This window comes from Ectothiorhodospira shaposhnikovii, from assembly GCF_016584105.1.
Classification (GTDB): domain Bacteria; phylum Pseudomonadota; class Gammaproteobacteria; order Ectothiorhodospirales; family Ectothiorhodospiraceae; genus Ectothiorhodospira; species Ectothiorhodospira shaposhnikovii.
Genome location: NZ_NRSM01000001.1, coordinates 188,574 through 204,263 on the forward strand (window position 1 = coordinate 188,574; position 15,690 = coordinate 204,263).

9 protein-coding genes are annotated in these 15,690 nt (G+C 62.2%); 6 read left to right on the forward strand and 3 right to left on the reverse strand.

What is annotated here, in order from left to right:
- Nucleotides 1-59 precede the first annotated feature (59 nt).
- Nucleotides 60-2,891 carry a 2-oxoglutarate dehydrogenase E1 component gene (locus CKO35_RS00865; protein ID WP_200171597.1) on the reverse strand — a complete coding sequence of 944 codons (2,832 nt, stop codon included), beginning with the start codon at nt 2,889-2,891 and terminating at the stop codon, nt 60-62.
- Nucleotides 2,892-3,028: 137 nt separating this feature from the next.
- Between CKO35_RS00865 and uvrD the strand changes: the two genes are divergently transcribed.
- From uvrD to CKO35_RS00885, 4 genes are all read left to right on the forward strand, one after another.
- Nucleotides 3,029-5,215, forward strand: a complete 2,187-nt coding sequence (gene uvrD, locus CKO35_RS00870) for a DNA helicase II (RefSeq protein ID WP_200171598.1) — start codon at nt 3,029-3,031, stop codon at nt 5,213-5,215.
- Nucleotides 5,216-5,245: 30 nt separating this feature from the next.
- Entirely contained in the window at nt 5,246-6,328 is a 1,083-nt protein-coding gene (locus CKO35_RS00875; protein ID WP_200171600.1) for a TRAP transporter substrate-binding protein, read from the forward strand.
- Between the two features lie 228 nt (nt 6,329-6,556).
- The gene (locus tag CKO35_RS00880) at nt 6,557-8,635 is read left to right on the forward strand and encodes a RecQ family ATP-dependent DNA helicase (protein ID WP_338031733.1); all 2,079 of its coding nucleotides are present in this window, start codon (nt 6,557-6,559) and stop codon (nt 8,633-8,635) included.
- Nucleotides 8,632-10,038 (forward strand): DNA-processing protein DprA, encoded by a 1,407-nt coding sequence (locus tag CKO35_RS00885; protein ID WP_200171604.1) that lies wholly within the window; start codon nt 8,632-8,634, stop codon nt 10,036-10,038. The genes CKO35_RS00880 and CKO35_RS00885 overlap by 4 nt, the downstream gene beginning before the upstream one ends.
- 74 nt (nt 10,039-10,112) lie before the next feature.
- On the opposite strand, the gene CKO35_RS00890 is transcribed toward CKO35_RS00885, so the two are convergent.
- Together CKO35_RS00890 and CKO35_RS00895 are read right to left on the reverse strand one after the other, a co-directional pair.
- A complete protein-coding gene (locus tag CKO35_RS00890; protein WP_200171605.1) occupies nt 10,113-11,033 on the reverse strand; it encodes a hypothetical protein in 921 nt (306 codons plus the stop codon).
- 18 nt (nt 11,034-11,051) lie between these two features.
- Nucleotides 11,052-12,233 carry a tetratricopeptide repeat protein gene (locus tag CKO35_RS00895; protein WP_242466939.1) on the reverse strand — a complete coding sequence of 394 codons (1,182 nt, stop codon included), beginning with the start codon at nt 12,231-12,233 and terminating at the stop codon, nt 11,052-11,054.
- Nucleotides 12,234-12,581: 348 nt separating this feature from the next.
- Between CKO35_RS00895 and CKO35_RS00900 the strand changes: the two genes are divergently transcribed.
- Both CKO35_RS00900 and CKO35_RS00905 read left to right on the forward strand, forming a co-directional pair.
- Nucleotides 12,582-12,821, forward strand: a complete 240-nt coding sequence (locus CKO35_RS00900; protein ID WP_200171609.1) for a hypothetical protein — start codon at nt 12,582-12,584, stop codon at nt 12,819-12,821.
- 22 nt (nt 12,822-12,843) lie between these two features.
- Nucleotides 12,844-15,690, forward strand: coding sequence for a TrlF family AAA-like ATPase (locus tag CKO35_RS00905; protein ID WP_200171611.1), 2,847 nt, complete (start codon nt 12,844-12,846; stop codon nt 15,688-15,690).

Here is a 15,690-nt window from a genome sequence, read left to right on the forward strand (position 1 = left end):
ATGGGCGCGGTCCGCACCCGTTGGCCCCCTGTGTGTCTCTTGCCCTGGTGGTGGCCAGGTCAGTTCTGGCGCAGGGCCCGTTCGATCAGGGCTTCCTGTTGCTTCACGTGAACGTCCAGGTGGCCCACTGCCGGTGAGGCGGAGGCAGGCCGGGTGACATGCTGCAGGTAGCGATCTTCGCCCAGCAGGGCGCGGATGTGGTGCTGGCTGGAATACCAGGCGCCCTGGTTGAGGGGCTCTTCCTGGACCCAGTAGAACTCGGTGGCATTGGGGTATTGTGCCAGGATCCGGCTCAGCTCCTCTTCCGGGAAGGGATAGAGCTGTTCCAGGCGCAGGATGGCGATGCCGTGTTTCTCCTCGGCGCGGCGCCGCTCCAGCAGGTCGTAGTAGACCTTGCCGGCGCAGAGCACGATCCGGGTGACGCCCTGGGGATCCAGTTCGTCGATCTCGTCGATGACGTTCTCGAAGCGTCCTTCGGTGAGGGATTCCAGGGTGCTTACCGCCAGTTTGTGGCGCAGCAGGCTCTTGGGCGTCATCACGATCAGCGGCTTGCGGTAGGGTCGGATCATCTGGCGCCGCAGCAGGTGGAAGATCTGCGCCGGGGTGGAGGGGACGCAGACCTGCATGTTGTGCTGGGCGCACAGCTGCAGATAGCGTTCCAGACGGGCGGAGGAGTGTTCCGGACCCTGGCCTTCATAGCCGTGGGGCAGCAGCATCACCAGGCCGCACAGGCGCGCCCACTTCTGCTCGCCGGAACTGATGAACTGGTCGATCACCACCTGGGCACCGTTGGCGAAGTCGCCGAACTGGGCCTCCCACAGGGTCAGGGTGTTGGGGGCCGCGGTGGCATAGCCGAACTCGAAGGCCAGTACGGCCTCTTCCGACAGCAGGGAGTCGATGACCAGGAATTCCTCCTGGTTCTCGGCCAGGTTGCGCAGCGGAATCCAGCGGTTGCCGTCGCGCTGATTGAACAGCACGGCGTGGCGATGGAAGAAGGTACCCCGGCCGCTATCCTGTCCCGTCAGTCGCACCGGATACCCTTCGGTGACCAGGCTGGCGTAGGCGGAGACTTCGGCAAAGCCCCAGTCCAGGGGCAGTGAGCCGGCGGCCATCTTGCGCCGGTCGTCCATGATCTTGGCCACCCGGGGTTGCACTTCAAAGCCTTCGGGCAGGTCCACCATGCGGCGCCACAGGCTCCGCAGGGTATCCATGCTGACCCGGGTTTCGGCGGGCTCGCGCCAGTCCCGGTCGATGAAGGGTTTCCAGTCCACCGCCTTGTCGTAGGAGGACTCGGACTTCTCAATGACGAAGGGCATCAGGCTGGTGCCGGCATCCAGGCGGGCGCGACAGGAGGCCTCCATGGCCCGGGCTTCTTCCCCGTCGAGGATGCCCTGCTGTTCCAGCCGCTCCGCGTAGCGGGCGCGGGTGGTGGGCATGGACTTGATGCGCTGGTACATGACGGGCTGGGTGGCGGACGGCTCATCGGCCTCGTTGTGACCATGCCGCCGGTAGCAGACCAGGTCGATGACCACGTCCTTCTTGAAGGTCATGCGGTAGTCCAGGGCGATCCGGGTGGCGAACAGCACCATCTCCGGGTCGTCGCCGTTCACGTGCAGGATGGGGGCGTTCACCATCTTGGCCACGTCGGTGCAGTAGGGGGTGGAGCGGGCATCCTTGAGGGTGCTGGTGGTGAAGCCGATCTGGTTGTTGATGACGATGTGAACCGTGCCCTTGGTGGAGAAGCCCCGGGTCTGGGACATGTTCAGGGTCTCCATCACCACGCCCTGGCCGGCAAAGGCGGCGTCACCATGGATCACCACCGGCAGGACCTCGTCCCCGTCCCGGTCGTCGCGGCGATTCTGCCGGGCGCGCACCGAGCCCTCCACCACCGGTCCCACGATCTCCAGGTGGGAGGGGTTGAAGGCCAGGGCCAGATGCATGGGACCGCCGGGGGTCTCGATGTCGGAGGAAAAACCCATGTGGTATTTCACGTCGCCGGTGCCGGGGTGTCGGCGGCCCGTGCCCTCGAATTCCTGGAACAGTTCCGCCGGGGATTTGCCCAGGATGTTCACCAGCACGTTCAGGCGGCCCCGGTGGGCCATGCCCATGACCATCTCCCGAACGCCCTGCTCACCACCGCGCCGGACCAGCTCGTCCAGCATGGGAATCAGGCTCTCGCCCCCTTCCAGGGAGAAGCGTTTCTGGCCCACATAGCGGTTGTGGAGATAGCGCTCCAGGCCTTCGGCGGCGGTGAGGCGATCAAGGATGTAACGCTTGCGATCGGCGGTGAAACCGGGTTCACCACGTACCGGTTCCAGGCGCTCCTGCAGCCAGCGCTTTTCGGTGGTCTCGGTGATGTGCATGTATTCGGCGCCCAGGGTCTTGCAATAGGTGCCCTTGAGGATGCGGGTGATTTCCCGCAATGAGGCCTCTTTCGGACCGAACAGGGAGCCGGTGTTGAAGACGGTGTCCAGGTCGCTTTCCGAGAGCTCGTGGTGTTCCAGGGTCAGTTCCGGCAGGGTGCTGGCGGCTTCATACAGGCCCAGTGGATCCAGGTCCGCCTGCAGGTGACCCAGAAAGCGATGGGCATTGATGTACTGAAGTACCCGGACCTGCTTGCGTTCATGTTCCAGGCTGCCCATGGGCAGGCCGCGCTGGGTGCCGGCCTCGGCCATCTGGCGGAATTCATCGCGGATCCGGCTGTGGATGACCTGGGGTTCCCGCCCGGCCCTCGCCATGTCTTCGAAGTACGTTCGCCAGGCCTCCGATACCTGTTGCGGATCTTCCAGATAGGTTTCGTAGAGCTGGTCCAGGTAGGCGGCATTCCCGGCATCCAGATGGGAGGTGTTCCATTGGGCCTGCATGTCGCGGGCTTGGGTCGCTTTGGTCATCGGCGCATCTGTTGGTGGCGTGAATAACGTGAGTTTATGGTTTCGGGGGTCCCTGTATATATGTAGACCTTTCCGGCGCTCTATCCAAGGGGCTTGGCCGGATTCACCCTGCCACGGGTTTTGATAGACTCCCCCGGATGGATGCTGCTCCCCTGCTTGAATCACTGAACGATGCCCAGCGCGAAGCGGTGGGCAGTCCCTGCGGTCCCCTGCTGGTGTTGGCCGGGGCCGGCAGCGGCAAAACCCGCGTCCTGGTCCATCGGGTGGCCTGGCTGATCCAGGTGGAGGGACTCTCGCCCCACAGTATCCTCGCCGTGACCTTCACCAACAAGGCCGCCGGCGAGATGCGCGGGCGTCTGGAGAGCCTGCTGGGCATCCCGCCCCGGGGGCTGTGGGTGGGGACCTTCCACGGTCTGGCCCATCGCCTGCTGCGTACCCACTGGCGCGAGGCCGGTCTGCCCGAGACCTTTCAGATCCTGGATTCGGAGGATCAGTTCCGCCTGGTGAAGCGGGTGCTCAAATCCCTGGAACTGGACGAGGCCCGCTGGGTGCCCCGGCAGATGCAGTGGTATATCAACAGCCGCAAGGATGAAGGGGTTCGGTCCGAACACATGCAGGACACCGGCGATCCGGTGAACCGGCAGATGATCCGTATATACAGCGCCTACGAGGCCGCCTGCCGTCGCGCCGGGGTGGTGGATTTCGCCGAATTGCTGCTGCGCAGCCTGGAGCTGCTGCGGGACAACCCCGACCTGCTGGAACACTATCGCCATCGCTTCCGCCATATTCTGGTGGATGAGTTCCAGGATACCAATGCGATCCAGTATGCCTGGCTGAGACTGCTGGCGGGCGAGCGCACGCCGGTATTTGCCGTCGGCGACGACGATCAGTCCATCTACGGCTGGCGCGGTGCCCGCATCGAGCATATCCAAAAGTTCTGCCGTGACTTTCCGGGTGCCCGCACCGTGCGCCTGGAGCAGAATTACCGCTCCACCGCGACCATCCTAAAGGCCGCCAACGCCCTGATCCGCAACAACGGTGAGCGTCTGGGCAAGGAACTGTGGACCGAAGACGCCACCGGCGCCCCGGTCACCCTCTATGCGGCCTACAACGAGCATGACGAGGCCCGCTTTGTGCTGGAGCAGATCCGTGCCTGGCGGGCGGCGGGCGGCGCCTGCCGGGACGTGGCCATCCTCTACCGGTCCAATGCCCAGTCCCGGGTGTTCGAGGAGGTGCTGATCCAGGCCGCCGTGCCCTACCGCGTCTATGGCGGACTGCGCTTTTTCGAACGGGCGGAAATCAAGGACGCCCTGGGGTATCTGCGCCTGGTGGAAAACCGGGCGGATGACACCGCCCTGGAGCGGATCATCAACCAGCCGACCCGGGGGCTGGGGGAGCGGACCCTGGCCCTGATCCGGGAGCAGGCCCGGGAGCAGGGCAGCAGCCTGTGGGCAGCCGCTGAACATCTGTTGTTGCAGGGGACTCTGACCGCCCGCGCCGGCAATGCCCTGCGCGGCTTCATGCAGCTGATCGATGCCATGCATCAGGCCTGTCAGGGCATAGAACTCCACGAGCAGGTGGAACATGTGGTGGCCCACTCCGGTCTGAGGGAGCACTATGCCCAGGAGAAGGGCGAAAAGGCCCAGACCCGGCTGGACAACCTGGATGAACTGGTCAGTGCCGCCAGGGGCTTCGTGCCCGATGGCGAGGCCCAGGGGGACATGTCGCCCCTGACCGCCTTTCTCTCCCATGCCGCCCTGGAGGCGGGGGAAGGGGAGGCGGACCCATGGGAGGACTGCATCCAGCTCATGACCCTGCATTCCGCCAAGGGGCTGGAGTTTCCGCTGGTGTTCCTGGTGGGCATGGAGGAGGGGCTGTTTCCCCACCGCATGTCCCTGGACGAACCCGGGCGCCTGGAAGAGGAGCGGCGACTGGCCTATGTGGGCATCACCCGCGCCTGTCGCCGGTTGGTGATGAGCTATGCGGAGACCCGTCGGCTGCACGGTCGCGAGACCTATAACGCCCCCTCCCGTTTTGTCGGGGAACTGCCGGCCGAACTGCTGGAGGATGTCCGGCCCCGGGCCATGATCCGGCGTCCGATGCCCGAGAGTCCGGCCCGGCCCCCGGCGCGACCATCCCCGTTCCGGGCACCGGCGCAGGAGGATGGGCTGGCCATGGGCGCCCGGGTGCGGCATCCCAAGTTCGGGGAGGGTGTGATCACCGACCTGGAAGGGCAGGGCAAGTCGGCCCGGGTCCAGGTAAGATTTGCCGGCCAGGGCAGCAAGTGGCTGGTGGTGGGCTTTGCCAAGCTTGAGCCCATCTGACACTTTGAGCATACAGAACCGAGGTCATCCATGCATCGACGGGATTTCCTGGGCAAGGCCGCCCTCACCGCCCTGGCGACCGGCGGCGCCCTGACCGGTTGCGGCATCCCCCAGGGGAGTGAAACTTCGGCACCGGATACCGGGCGACGCTTCCACTGGCGCATGATCACGGCCTGGCCCCATGAGTCTCCCGGCCTGGGGGGCGGTGCGCAGTTGCTGGCGAGGACCATTCATGAATTGTCTGAAGGACGCATTCAGGTCCGGATCTTCGCGGCGGATGACCTGGTGTCACCTTTCGAGATCTTCGGGGCGGTCTCCCGCGGCGCTGCAGAGATCGGTCATGGTGCCGCCCATTACTGGCAGGGCCTGAGCGGCGCCGCGCAGTTCTTCACCGCGGTGCCGTTCGGCATGGGCGCGCTGGAGACCCAGGCCTGGCTGCATGCGGGTGGCGGTCTGGAACTCTGGCGGGATCTGTACCGTCCCTTTGACGTGATTCCCTTCCCCTGCGGTAATACCGGTGCCCAGATGGGGGGCTGGTTCCGGCACAAGATCCGGACCATTGAGGACTTCCGGGGGCTGCGCATCCGTGCCGTGGGGCTGGGGGCGGAAGTCCTGCGGCGCGCCGGTGCCGAGGTGATCCGGCTGCCCGGTGATGATCTGCCGGAGGCCATGGAATCGGGGCTGCTGGAGGCGGCTGAGTGGGTGGGACCTTACGAGGACATGGCGCTGGGTCTGCATCGCCAGGCGCCCTATTACTACCACCCGGGCTGGCAGGCCCCCAGTTCCCAGGTGGAAGCCCTGATCAACCGGGATGCCTACGAGGCCCTGCCCCAGCATCTTCAGATTGCCGTGGCCCAGGCCTGCCGTCTGGTCGGTGATCAGATGCTTCATGAATTCCTGGTCCGCAATCAGCAGACTCTTGATCGGCTGGTGAGTGAACACGGGGTTCAGCTCGGGCGTTTCCCGGATGCCGTGCTGGATGATCTGCGCCGGCTGAGCCGGGACATGCTGCTGGAGATGACGACGGACGACCCCTTCATCCGCCGGGTTCATGCCTCCTACATGGGGTTCGAGTCGGAGATGGTCCGCTGGAAGGAAATTCACTCGATTTGACCGTGCGGGCCCCTTCCACACTGGGAGATTCATCCGACCGTTGCCAGCTCTGCGGTCGGGCCGAAGTGCTCACCCGGCATCATCTGATTCCCAAAACCCGACACCGCAACCGGCGCGCTTATGAATTCATGCTCTGGCTGAAAGATCACCTGGCGCTTTATGGCGTCAAGAAGGCTGTGTTGGCACCGGGTTACCGCTCGCCCGACCAAAACAATGGAGAGCAATAACGTGATCTACGATCCAAGACGCGCGATGGAACTGCTACGGATCGGCTCCCGACACGCCGATGCCACTTTCCGCGAAGGCCAAGAGGACGCTATTCGTCACATCGTCGAAGGCAAAGGCCGCTTGCTGGTCGTGCAGAAGACCGGATGGGGTAAGAGCTTTGTCTACTTCATAGCGACCAAGTTGCTGCGGGAAGCTGGGGCTGGTCCTGCGTTATTGATCTCGCCGCTACTGGCGCTGATGCGAAATCAGATTGCTGCCGCAGAGCGGATGGGGGTTCGCGCCGCCACCATCAACTCCAACAACATGGACGACTGGACGGGAGTCGAGGGCAAGCTGGTCAAGGGGGAGATCGACATTCTCCTGATCTCGCCGGAGCGCCTAGCGAACGAGCGCTTTCGGACGCAGGTTCTGGCCAGCATCGCTGAACAGATTTCGTTGCTGGTCATCGACGAGGCCCATTGCATTTCCGACTGGGGGCACGACTTCCGACCTCACTATCGCCTGTTGGAGAGGATCGTCAAGATACTACCGCCAAACCTGCGACTGCTTGCCACCACGGCAACAGCGAATAACCGCGTGATGGACGACCTTACAGCCGTGCTTGGCCCGAAGCTGGACGTCTCACGTGGCGACTTGAACCGGACCTCGCTTTCCCTGCAAACGATCCGCTTACCTAGTCAGGCTGAGCGCCTTGCCTGGCTGGCAGAGCAACTGACCACGCTGCAGGGCCACGGCATCATATACACGCTGACGGTTCGTGATGCCAATCAAGTGGCGCAATGGTTGAAGACCCAAGGCTTCAATGTGGAAGCCTACACTGGTGAGATTGGAAATCGCCGAGAACAGCTTGAGCAGGCGCTGCTCAACAACCAAGTCAAAGCGCTGGTTGCCACAACGGCACTTGGCATGGGTTACGACAAGCCGGATCTGGCATTTGTCATCCACTACCAAATGCCGGGATCGGTCGTCGCCTACTACCAGCAGGTTGGTCGCGCGGGACGCGCACTGGACTCCGCCTATGGAGTACTCCTCAGCGGTCAGGAAGAGTCTGACATCACTGACTGGTTTATCCGGACTGCCTTCCCGACCCGACAGGAAGTTGCCGATGTCCTGGGGGCGCTTGAAGACGAGCCCAACGGGTTATCAGTCCCCGAACTGCTGAGCCGAGTCAATCTGAGCAAAGGACGTATCGACAAGACGATTGCACTTCTATCCCTCGAAGCGCCGGCACCCATCGCCAAGCAAGGCAGCAAGTGGCAGCTCACGGCGGCAAGGCTAAGTGAAGTGTTCTGGGAGCGAGCGGAACGCCTCACTGCGCTACGGCGAGACGAGCACCAGCAGATGCAGGACTACGTCAGCCTGCCGTTTGGTGAGCACATGGGCTTCTTGATTGGCGCGCTCGACGGCGATCCAAGCGTTGTCACAGAACCTGCCTTACCGCCATTGTCTACAACCGTGGATACCGAGCTGGTCAAAGCTGCCGTCGAATTTCTCCGTCGAACCAGCTTGCCCATCGATCCGCGCAAAAAATGGCCTGATGGTGGAATGCCCCAGTACGGCGTCAAGGGATTCATCGCTCCTGCCCATCAGGCTGAGTCCGGCAAGGCCCTCTGCGTCTGGGGCGATGCCGGCTGGGGTGGTTTGGTTCGACAGGGCAAATACCACGATGGCCACTTTTCTGATGACCTCGTTGCTGCGTGCGTGAAGATGATCCATGAGTGGAATCCGCAGCCGAGCCCGACTTGGGTGACATGTGTTCCTTCACTTCGGCATCCCGAATTGGTACCGAATTTTGCGCAACGCTTGGCTGCTGCGCTGTGTCTGCCGTTTCGTATGGTCATCGCGAAAACAGACGCAAGGCCCGAACAGAAAACGATGGCAAACAGTACACAACAGGCGCGCAACATTGACGGTTCACTCGCACTCAATGGCCAGCCCATTACTCCCGGCCCGGTCCTCCTGGTGAATGACATGGTCGACTCGCGCTGGACGCTGACGGTGTCTGCATGGCTGCTGCGCAAAGGCGGTAGTGGCGCCGTTTGGCCTATGGTCCTTGCTCAGACGGGGCACGACGAATGACGCCAGTCCTTTCACCCAATACCCAGGCGATCCTGCTGCTGACTGCGCCACTCATTGCCGGACGAGGCGCTGTGTCATCGGATTTGCTCACACCTGGTGAATACAAACGTCTCGCACGTCATTTGCGCGAGATCCAGCGTCAGCCTGCGGATCTCCTCTCGACGGACGCGGCTGAGATCCTGCGTGCGTGTCAATCGGTGATTGACGAGAACCGCCTGCAGAAATTGCTGGGACGCGGATTCCTTCTGAGCCAAGTGATTGAGCGCTGGCAAGCACGCGCCATCTGGGTGGTCAGTCGCGCCGATGCAGAGTACCCCCGCCGCCTGAAGGCCCGCCTGCGCGAAGACGCCCCGGCAGTGCTCTACGGCTGTGGCGACATGGCTTTGCTCGAAACCGGTGGGCTTGCCGTTGTGGGATCGCGCCATGTGGACGACGCCCTCATCAATTACACCATGGCAGTTGGCCGGCTCGCTGCTCGAGCAGGCAGAACACTTGTCTCCGGTGGCGCCAAGGGCATCGACCAGGCCGCCATGTGTGGTGCGCTCGAGGGGGGAGGGAAAGTTTGTGGTGTGCTGGCGAACAGTCTGGAAAAAACCACCATGAACCGCGAGCACCGTAACCTGCTGCTCAATGGGGAGCTGGTGCTGATTTCGCCCTACGACCCGAGTGCCGGGTTCAACATCGGCAACGCCATGCAGCGGAACAAGCTGATTTATGCATTGGCAGACACCTCACTGGTGGTCAGTTCCGATCTCAACAAAGGTGGCACTTGGTCGGGTGCTGTCGAGCAGCTCGACAAACTCAAGTTCATCCCGGTCTTCATTCGATCAACGGGCGAGTCTTCCGCCGGATTGAATGGTTTGCGAAAGAAGGGCGCTCTTCCTTGGCCGAACCCGCAAGACGTGGATTCGTTCGAGGATGTTTTCAACGTGGAGATGCCAACGCCGCCGGCATCCCCACAGGTTGGTTTTGCGCTGTTCTCGAACGAAGAGTCATCGTTGGCTGACACCAAGCCAACGGCTCCAGCGCCACGCAATGCCGCTCCGGTGCCCCAGAACGAGAGTAAGCCATTTGCGATGGTCGACGTTTCCGATACGCAGCCGCCCGCTCCACCATTGGAAAAAGCGCCGTCGGCCACGCCAGAGGCAGTAGCGCTACTAGACGGTCCCGAGAAACCTCGGCAGCCGGAATCTACCCCAGCAGAAATGCTCTTCGCTGCCGTTCGTGAAGCAATTGAGCAGCTATTGAGTACGCCGATGAAAGACGCAGAAGTGGCTGCAGCGCTGGACGTGTCAAAAACTCAGGCCAAGGCGTGGCTGCAGCGCCTGGTCGACGAAGGCGTACTGGAAAAGCAGAAGAGGCCTGCGGGTTACATCGTCAAGCAAAAGCGGCTATTCGAGTAATCGATAAAACGGTTACGCCCCTGTCATAGCCAGGTCCATCGGGTAGGACCACTCAGCCGTAGATCACCTGCGCGTCAACTGTTTACCTGGGAATGCGGTCGACCCTCGGGCACATCCGGCAAGCCCGTGAGGAAGATCATATCGTGGCGGTGGTTGACGTATGCCTCGAATACGAACTCAGCCCAGTAATTTCGCGCGGGTTCCCACTTCATATGCCGTTCGTAGGCGGCAATACGCTTCTCGGGCGTTTCCAGCGGCAGTGTCCGCTCAAAGTAGGCCAACCATTCGCTTTCGGCCGGGTCGATCAGGACGTAGGGCGTGGTGAAAACCACGTGTACATCCATGCCGTCATGCGGGGGCAGGAGCACTCGGGCGTACCAGAGTTCCCCTGCCCGCCCGTCATAGCCCGATGGGCAGATGGCCTTGCAGATCCGGTTGGTCACCAGTTCGCACAGGACGATTGCGCCGTCGCTGAAACCCTCGTGGGCGTACACCGCCATCCGGGAGTCCTGCATCAGACCGATCACGCGCACCAGTTCCTCGTGCATGCCGAACGTCTTCCCGACCGCCATGACTGTCGTGCCAAGGGTCTCCCGACCCAGACCGACGCAGGCATCGAAGAACGCCCAGCACGTGAAGAATGAAGGGGTGAGCGGACTCATTGGTGGGCCGCTTGGCATGTACTCGTCCTCGGCCTTGTCGATGAGCCGGGTCAAGCGGCCCATCTCATTCAGCATGGTGAGCTGTTCGGCCATCACCGAGGCCTGGTTTTGCGCGTACATGTAGATCGCGTGAGCAGGATGGAGGTCAGTCAGATACTCAGCACTCGCGACGGTTTTCTGCAGGGCCTGGGCGTTCTTTTTGCCTTCCATGACAGCACTGAGGTCGACGACCTTGGCGCCAACATGACTGCGCATCTTCTTGATGAGTTTGTCGGCTATGGGCCGGCGGGCGGAGACCTTGATGGAGGTCGGGGTGCTTTTCTTCCTGGTCACGGGCCGCTCAGTCGGTTCTCAGTCTTCATCATCTACCCATGCCTCGTGCCCCCGGACGGCCGGCAGGAGGAAACGGATCCCCTGGTTGTCCAGCGGGTTCATCAGCAGGATGCGCTCAAACACGTGCTCTGCCTCCTCCCAGCGCTGCAACCGCCAGAGGCACAGCCCATAGCCCTGCATGCAGCGCAGGAAGGGCCGGTTGTCGATGAGGCTCCAGGCAAGCACACCGTCAAAATCTGGGCCCAGCGACAACTCACCGATGCGAACGCCGACCTCGTAGTGGTTGATCGCCCATTCAGGGCTGGTCTGGAATAACAGGTTACCCAGATGCGCATGGGCGTCGAGGCAGCGTAGATCAGACTCCAGCAGCTGGGTGAGGATGTCCTGCGCCGCCTCCGTGTCGCCAGCACCATTGAGATCGTTCGCTTCAAGGATTGGGTCCGAGTCGAAGTCGTCCGGATTGTGGCCCGGCAGCACCTGCGCCATCTCGAACACCGGCCGGGGTCCACGCGCAATCATCGGCCTGGCCCAATGCTCGATAGACTCATCAGCCTCGCCCCCATAGGCATCAGCTGGGTCCCAGGCTCCAAACTCGTTCAAGGCAAGCGGGGTAAGCCCTAGCGCGGGCGCATCGATGCGGTTGGAGGTGATCTTCCCGGACAGGTAGGGGTGTCCGTTGAAGCGCCAATGCTTGTTTGCCTGCACCGTGACCACCTGGCCGGGCACCATCCCGTCCAGGGATGCCGCGCGCAGGGTGATCACCCGTTCGCTCCCGATGAATCGACAGCGCGCAGCCCGTTGTTTCACCGCAACGACGATGAGATCCATGGGCTTCGCCGGATCGATATCTTCTTCGCCCGCAGTGAGGTCACGCGCTTCCCTCCCTGAGTCGCGCCGTGGTCGGGGGCTGGCAGGTTGCACACCGAGCCAACGGCAGTAGGCCACCAGATACGGATAGCCAGCGGCGTCGGGGGCAAGCTGGATATCGGCGAAGGCGACTCGGTGCTCGGTCCCGTCTGCGCCACGGCACGAGGCCACCAGTCCCCTCCTTGCGTTGCCATCGTAGTCGATGGCGATGAGCGTGAGCGGCTCACCGATGACGTGCACATCCATCGGCAGATCAAGGCTATCCTCGATCCCTGCATGCAGCGCCCAGAGCTGCTCATCGTCGCCATACGCATCGATGAGCAGCTCTTCCAACAGGGTTTCCGGATCCAAAGAAGGCTGTCTTCGGGTGGCCATTTTCTGGTTGCTCGCTGTCGTTGCATGATGTGGCCACGGGGTCGGCAAAGTGGCCTTCGATGCGCTCAGATAATGAGTTTGAAAGGTTGTTTCACAGGCGAGGAGGATAACTATGAGAGCCCCGAAAACGAGCCCTGCCCTCTGTGCCCGACTCTATCCTGCCCACCGGCATTTGACCAGAACATCGTTCCCCGATACGTGTCACCCCAGGCTCGCGCCCTCGGCTTCCCGTATCCGTTCACCTTCCAGGAACCTTCCACCCAAGGGCGTAATCTGGAAAACTCTCGGCCTGCAGCCAGAATCTGCGTGGAACGGTTCGGCACTGGTGTCAGCTATGCGTTCCTTGCGTGTGAGAAATGCTGGCTAGCACCGAAAGATCATCCAGGACAGCACCAGGATCTTGGCATCCCGCTGCATAAGCACCGTTTGTCGTGCAAGGACATTGAGGCGTGTCTCACCTGCGATCTGGACGAGTTCGACGACAGCCCGTTCAGGGATGAGGTGCAGGCGTTCATGCCGGTGCCGAGAACCAAGGCGGAGGAATGATGGCCGCAATCAGGAGAAGAGCATGAGCCAACCCTGGTCCTATCCCGGCGCACGCTGGTGGAAGTTCGATTTCCATGCTCACACCCCGGCTTCCAAAGATACGAATGCCTGGCAAGCCGCCATCGGCACGTCCGATGAACTGACGCCGCAAACCTGGCTGCTCAAGTACATGGCCGCCGAGATTGACTGCGTGGCGGTCACCGACCATAACACGGGTGAGTGGATCGACAAGCTCAAGACTGATTATGCAGACATGAAGCGCCAGGCCGACGCTGGAACTCCGCCTGTCGGTTTCCGTGAATTGCACCTGTTCCCTGGCGTGGAAATCTCGGTGCAGGGCGGCTTTCATATATTGGCGATCTTCGACCCGTCGGCTACCAGCCAGACCGTCAGCGACCTGCTGGCGAGGGTGGACTACCAAGGCACGCGCGGCGACAGCGATGGCGTCACTCGAATCGGTGCCGCCCAGGTGGTGGAGCGTATTCTGGCAGAGGGCGGTCTTGCCATTCCGGCACATGTAGAGGGTGACAAGGGACTGCTGCAGGTCGAGCCCGGCACGCGCAAATGCCTGCTGGATACCATCACGGTCAAGCAGGTTTTGCAGGAACCCGGCATCCTGGCCCTGGAGTGGGCAGCATCTTCCAGTCCTACGCCGATGGTGCTGGACGAACTGAAGCTGCGCTTTGCCAGCGTGGTCGGTAGCGATTGCCACAGCTTCCAGGGTGCGGCTGTTCCAGGGTCGCGCTACACCTGGATCAAGATGGCCAAGCCCAGCCTGGAAGGCTTGCGCCTTGCGCTGCTGGATGGGCAAGAGATCTCCGTTCGGCGCAGTGATGAAAGCAGCGGTTTTACGCCGTTCAACACGCCCGAGCATTTCATCGAGTCGATTGAAATCCGCGAGGCGCGCTATATGGGGCGGGGCAGCTTGCCCGCCAGCTTGCCCCTCAACCCCTACTTCAATGCCCTGATCGGCGGACGCGGTACTGGCAAATCGACCATTGTGCATGCCCTGCGTTTGGCCTATCGGCGGGAGCGGGAGCTGTCACCCGCCTCGGAAGCGGGGCAGACCTTCAACCGCTTCAACAAAATCGCAAAGACCCGCAACGACGAAGGCGGTTTGCGCGCGGAAACCGCCATTCACGTGCAAGTGCATCGTGATGGCACGTCCTATCGCCTGATCTGGCGGCAGGATGGCCACGGGCATGCGGTGGAAGAATGGGACGTCGCCACAGCTGGTTTCAAACCCTCGGTCAGCCAAACCATCACCGAACAACGCTTCCCGCTGCGCTTGTTCAGTCAGGGGCAGATTGCGGCCTTGGCCGGCGACAGCCAGCAGGCATTGCTGAAGGTGATCGACGATGCGGCTGGCACGCAGTCGCAGCAGGCTGCCTTCGAAGAGGCCAAGCGTGCTTTCCTGGCCGCTCGGGCACAGATGCGCGAGCTGGAAGGCAAGCTGCAAGGGCGCGAGTCGTTGACGCTTTCCCTGCAAGACATTCAGTGCAAGCTTGCCCGCTTCGAGGGTGCTGACCATGCGGCGGTATTGAAGAACTACCAGCGCACCAGCCGACAAAGCCGCGAGCTGGAACGTCAGTTTGAAGCTTCCGCCGAACTGGCTGCCCGCTTGAAGGACGTTGCTGCAGACTTGCTGGCGGAAGACTTGCCGGAGAGGTTGTTCGATGCCGCCGAAGACGGTCCAGCACTGAGTCTCGTCCAGGCGCTGCACGCGGCCATCGACAAAGCGAGGCAGGAGGTCGAAAGCGCGGCTGTCGCGCTGCGGGAGCGCGGGCAAGTCCTGCGCGGAGAACTGGATGCATCGCCCTGGTTTGCGCGGATCGGTGTGGCCAAGGCGGCTTATGATCAGCTCAAGGCTGAATTGCAGCAACAGGGGGTCAGCGACCCCAGCGAGTACGGCCGTCTGGTGCAGGAAAAGCAGCGGCTGGACGCTGATTTGAGGCGGCTGGAGGCCTTGCAGAAGCAGCACGTGAATCTGCGCGAAAAAGCCAAAGTGTTACTGGAGCAGGTGCAGTCCGCCCGCCGCGCCATCAGCGCGCAGCGCAGCGCGTTTCTACAGACAACGCTGCACGGCAATCCCTTTGTGCGGATTGAGCTGATCCCTTACAGCCGGGATGCGCAAGGCATCGAGCACTCATTGCGGGAGGTGCTCGGCGCTGCTGACGGCAAATACGTGGACGACCTGTATCAGGCGCAAGATGGTGAGTCCCCCAAGGGGCTTGTGGCAGACCTACTGGGCACGGTTGATCTTATCGGACAGCCGGAAGCATGGGACACAGCGGCCTTTGAGCAGGCGTTGCTGGCGCAAAAGAAGCGCCTGTTGCAGGCATGCGGTGGTAGTGCGGAGTTTGGCGGGTGGTTCAATAGATTCCTGAAAGCTGAGGCCGACAAGCGCCCTGAGTTCGTCGATCACATTCTCTGCTGGTTCCCCGAAGACGGTTTGCAAGTAGAGTACAGCCGCAAAGGCGATGGTCGGGACTTTCAATCCATCGGCCAAGCTTCCGCCGGACAGCGCGCAGCCGCCATGCTGGCCTTCCTGCTGGCGCACGGCGACGAGCCGCTGGTACTCGACCAGCCCGAGGATGATCTCGACAATCACCTGATCTACGGCCTGGTGGTCCAGCAAATTCGCAGCAACAAACTGCGCCGTCAGCTCATCATCGTGACCCACAACCCCAACATCGTTGTCAATGGTGACGCGGAGCTGATTCATGTGCTGGACTTCAACCACCAGTGCCATGTGAAGCAAACCGGCTCCTTGCAGGACAAGGCCATGCGCCGGGAAGTCTGCCAAGTGATGGAGGGTGGCGAAGAGGCGTTTGAACGGCGTTATCAGCGCCTGGGAAGGGAGGTTTGA

Coding starts and splice junctions, on each gene's coding strand:
- CKO35_RS00865 (WP_200171597.1), bottom strand. CDS start 2,891: ATGACCAAAGCGACCCAAGCCCGCGACATGCAGGCCCAATGGAACACC.
- uvrD (WP_200171598.1), top strand. CDS start 3,029: ATGGATGCTGCTCCCCTGCTTGAATCACTGAACGATGCCCAGCGCGAA.
- CKO35_RS00875 (WP_200171600.1), top strand. CDS start 5,246: ATGCATCGACGGGATTTCCTGGGCAAGGCCGCCCTCACCGCCCTGGCG.
- CKO35_RS00885 (WP_200171604.1), top strand. CDS start 8,632: ATGACGCCAGTCCTTTCACCCAATACCCAGGCGATCCTGCTGCTGACT.
- CKO35_RS00905 (WP_200171611.1), top strand. CDS start 12,844: ATGAGCCAACCCTGGTCCTATCCCGGCGCACGCTGGTGGAAGTTCGAT.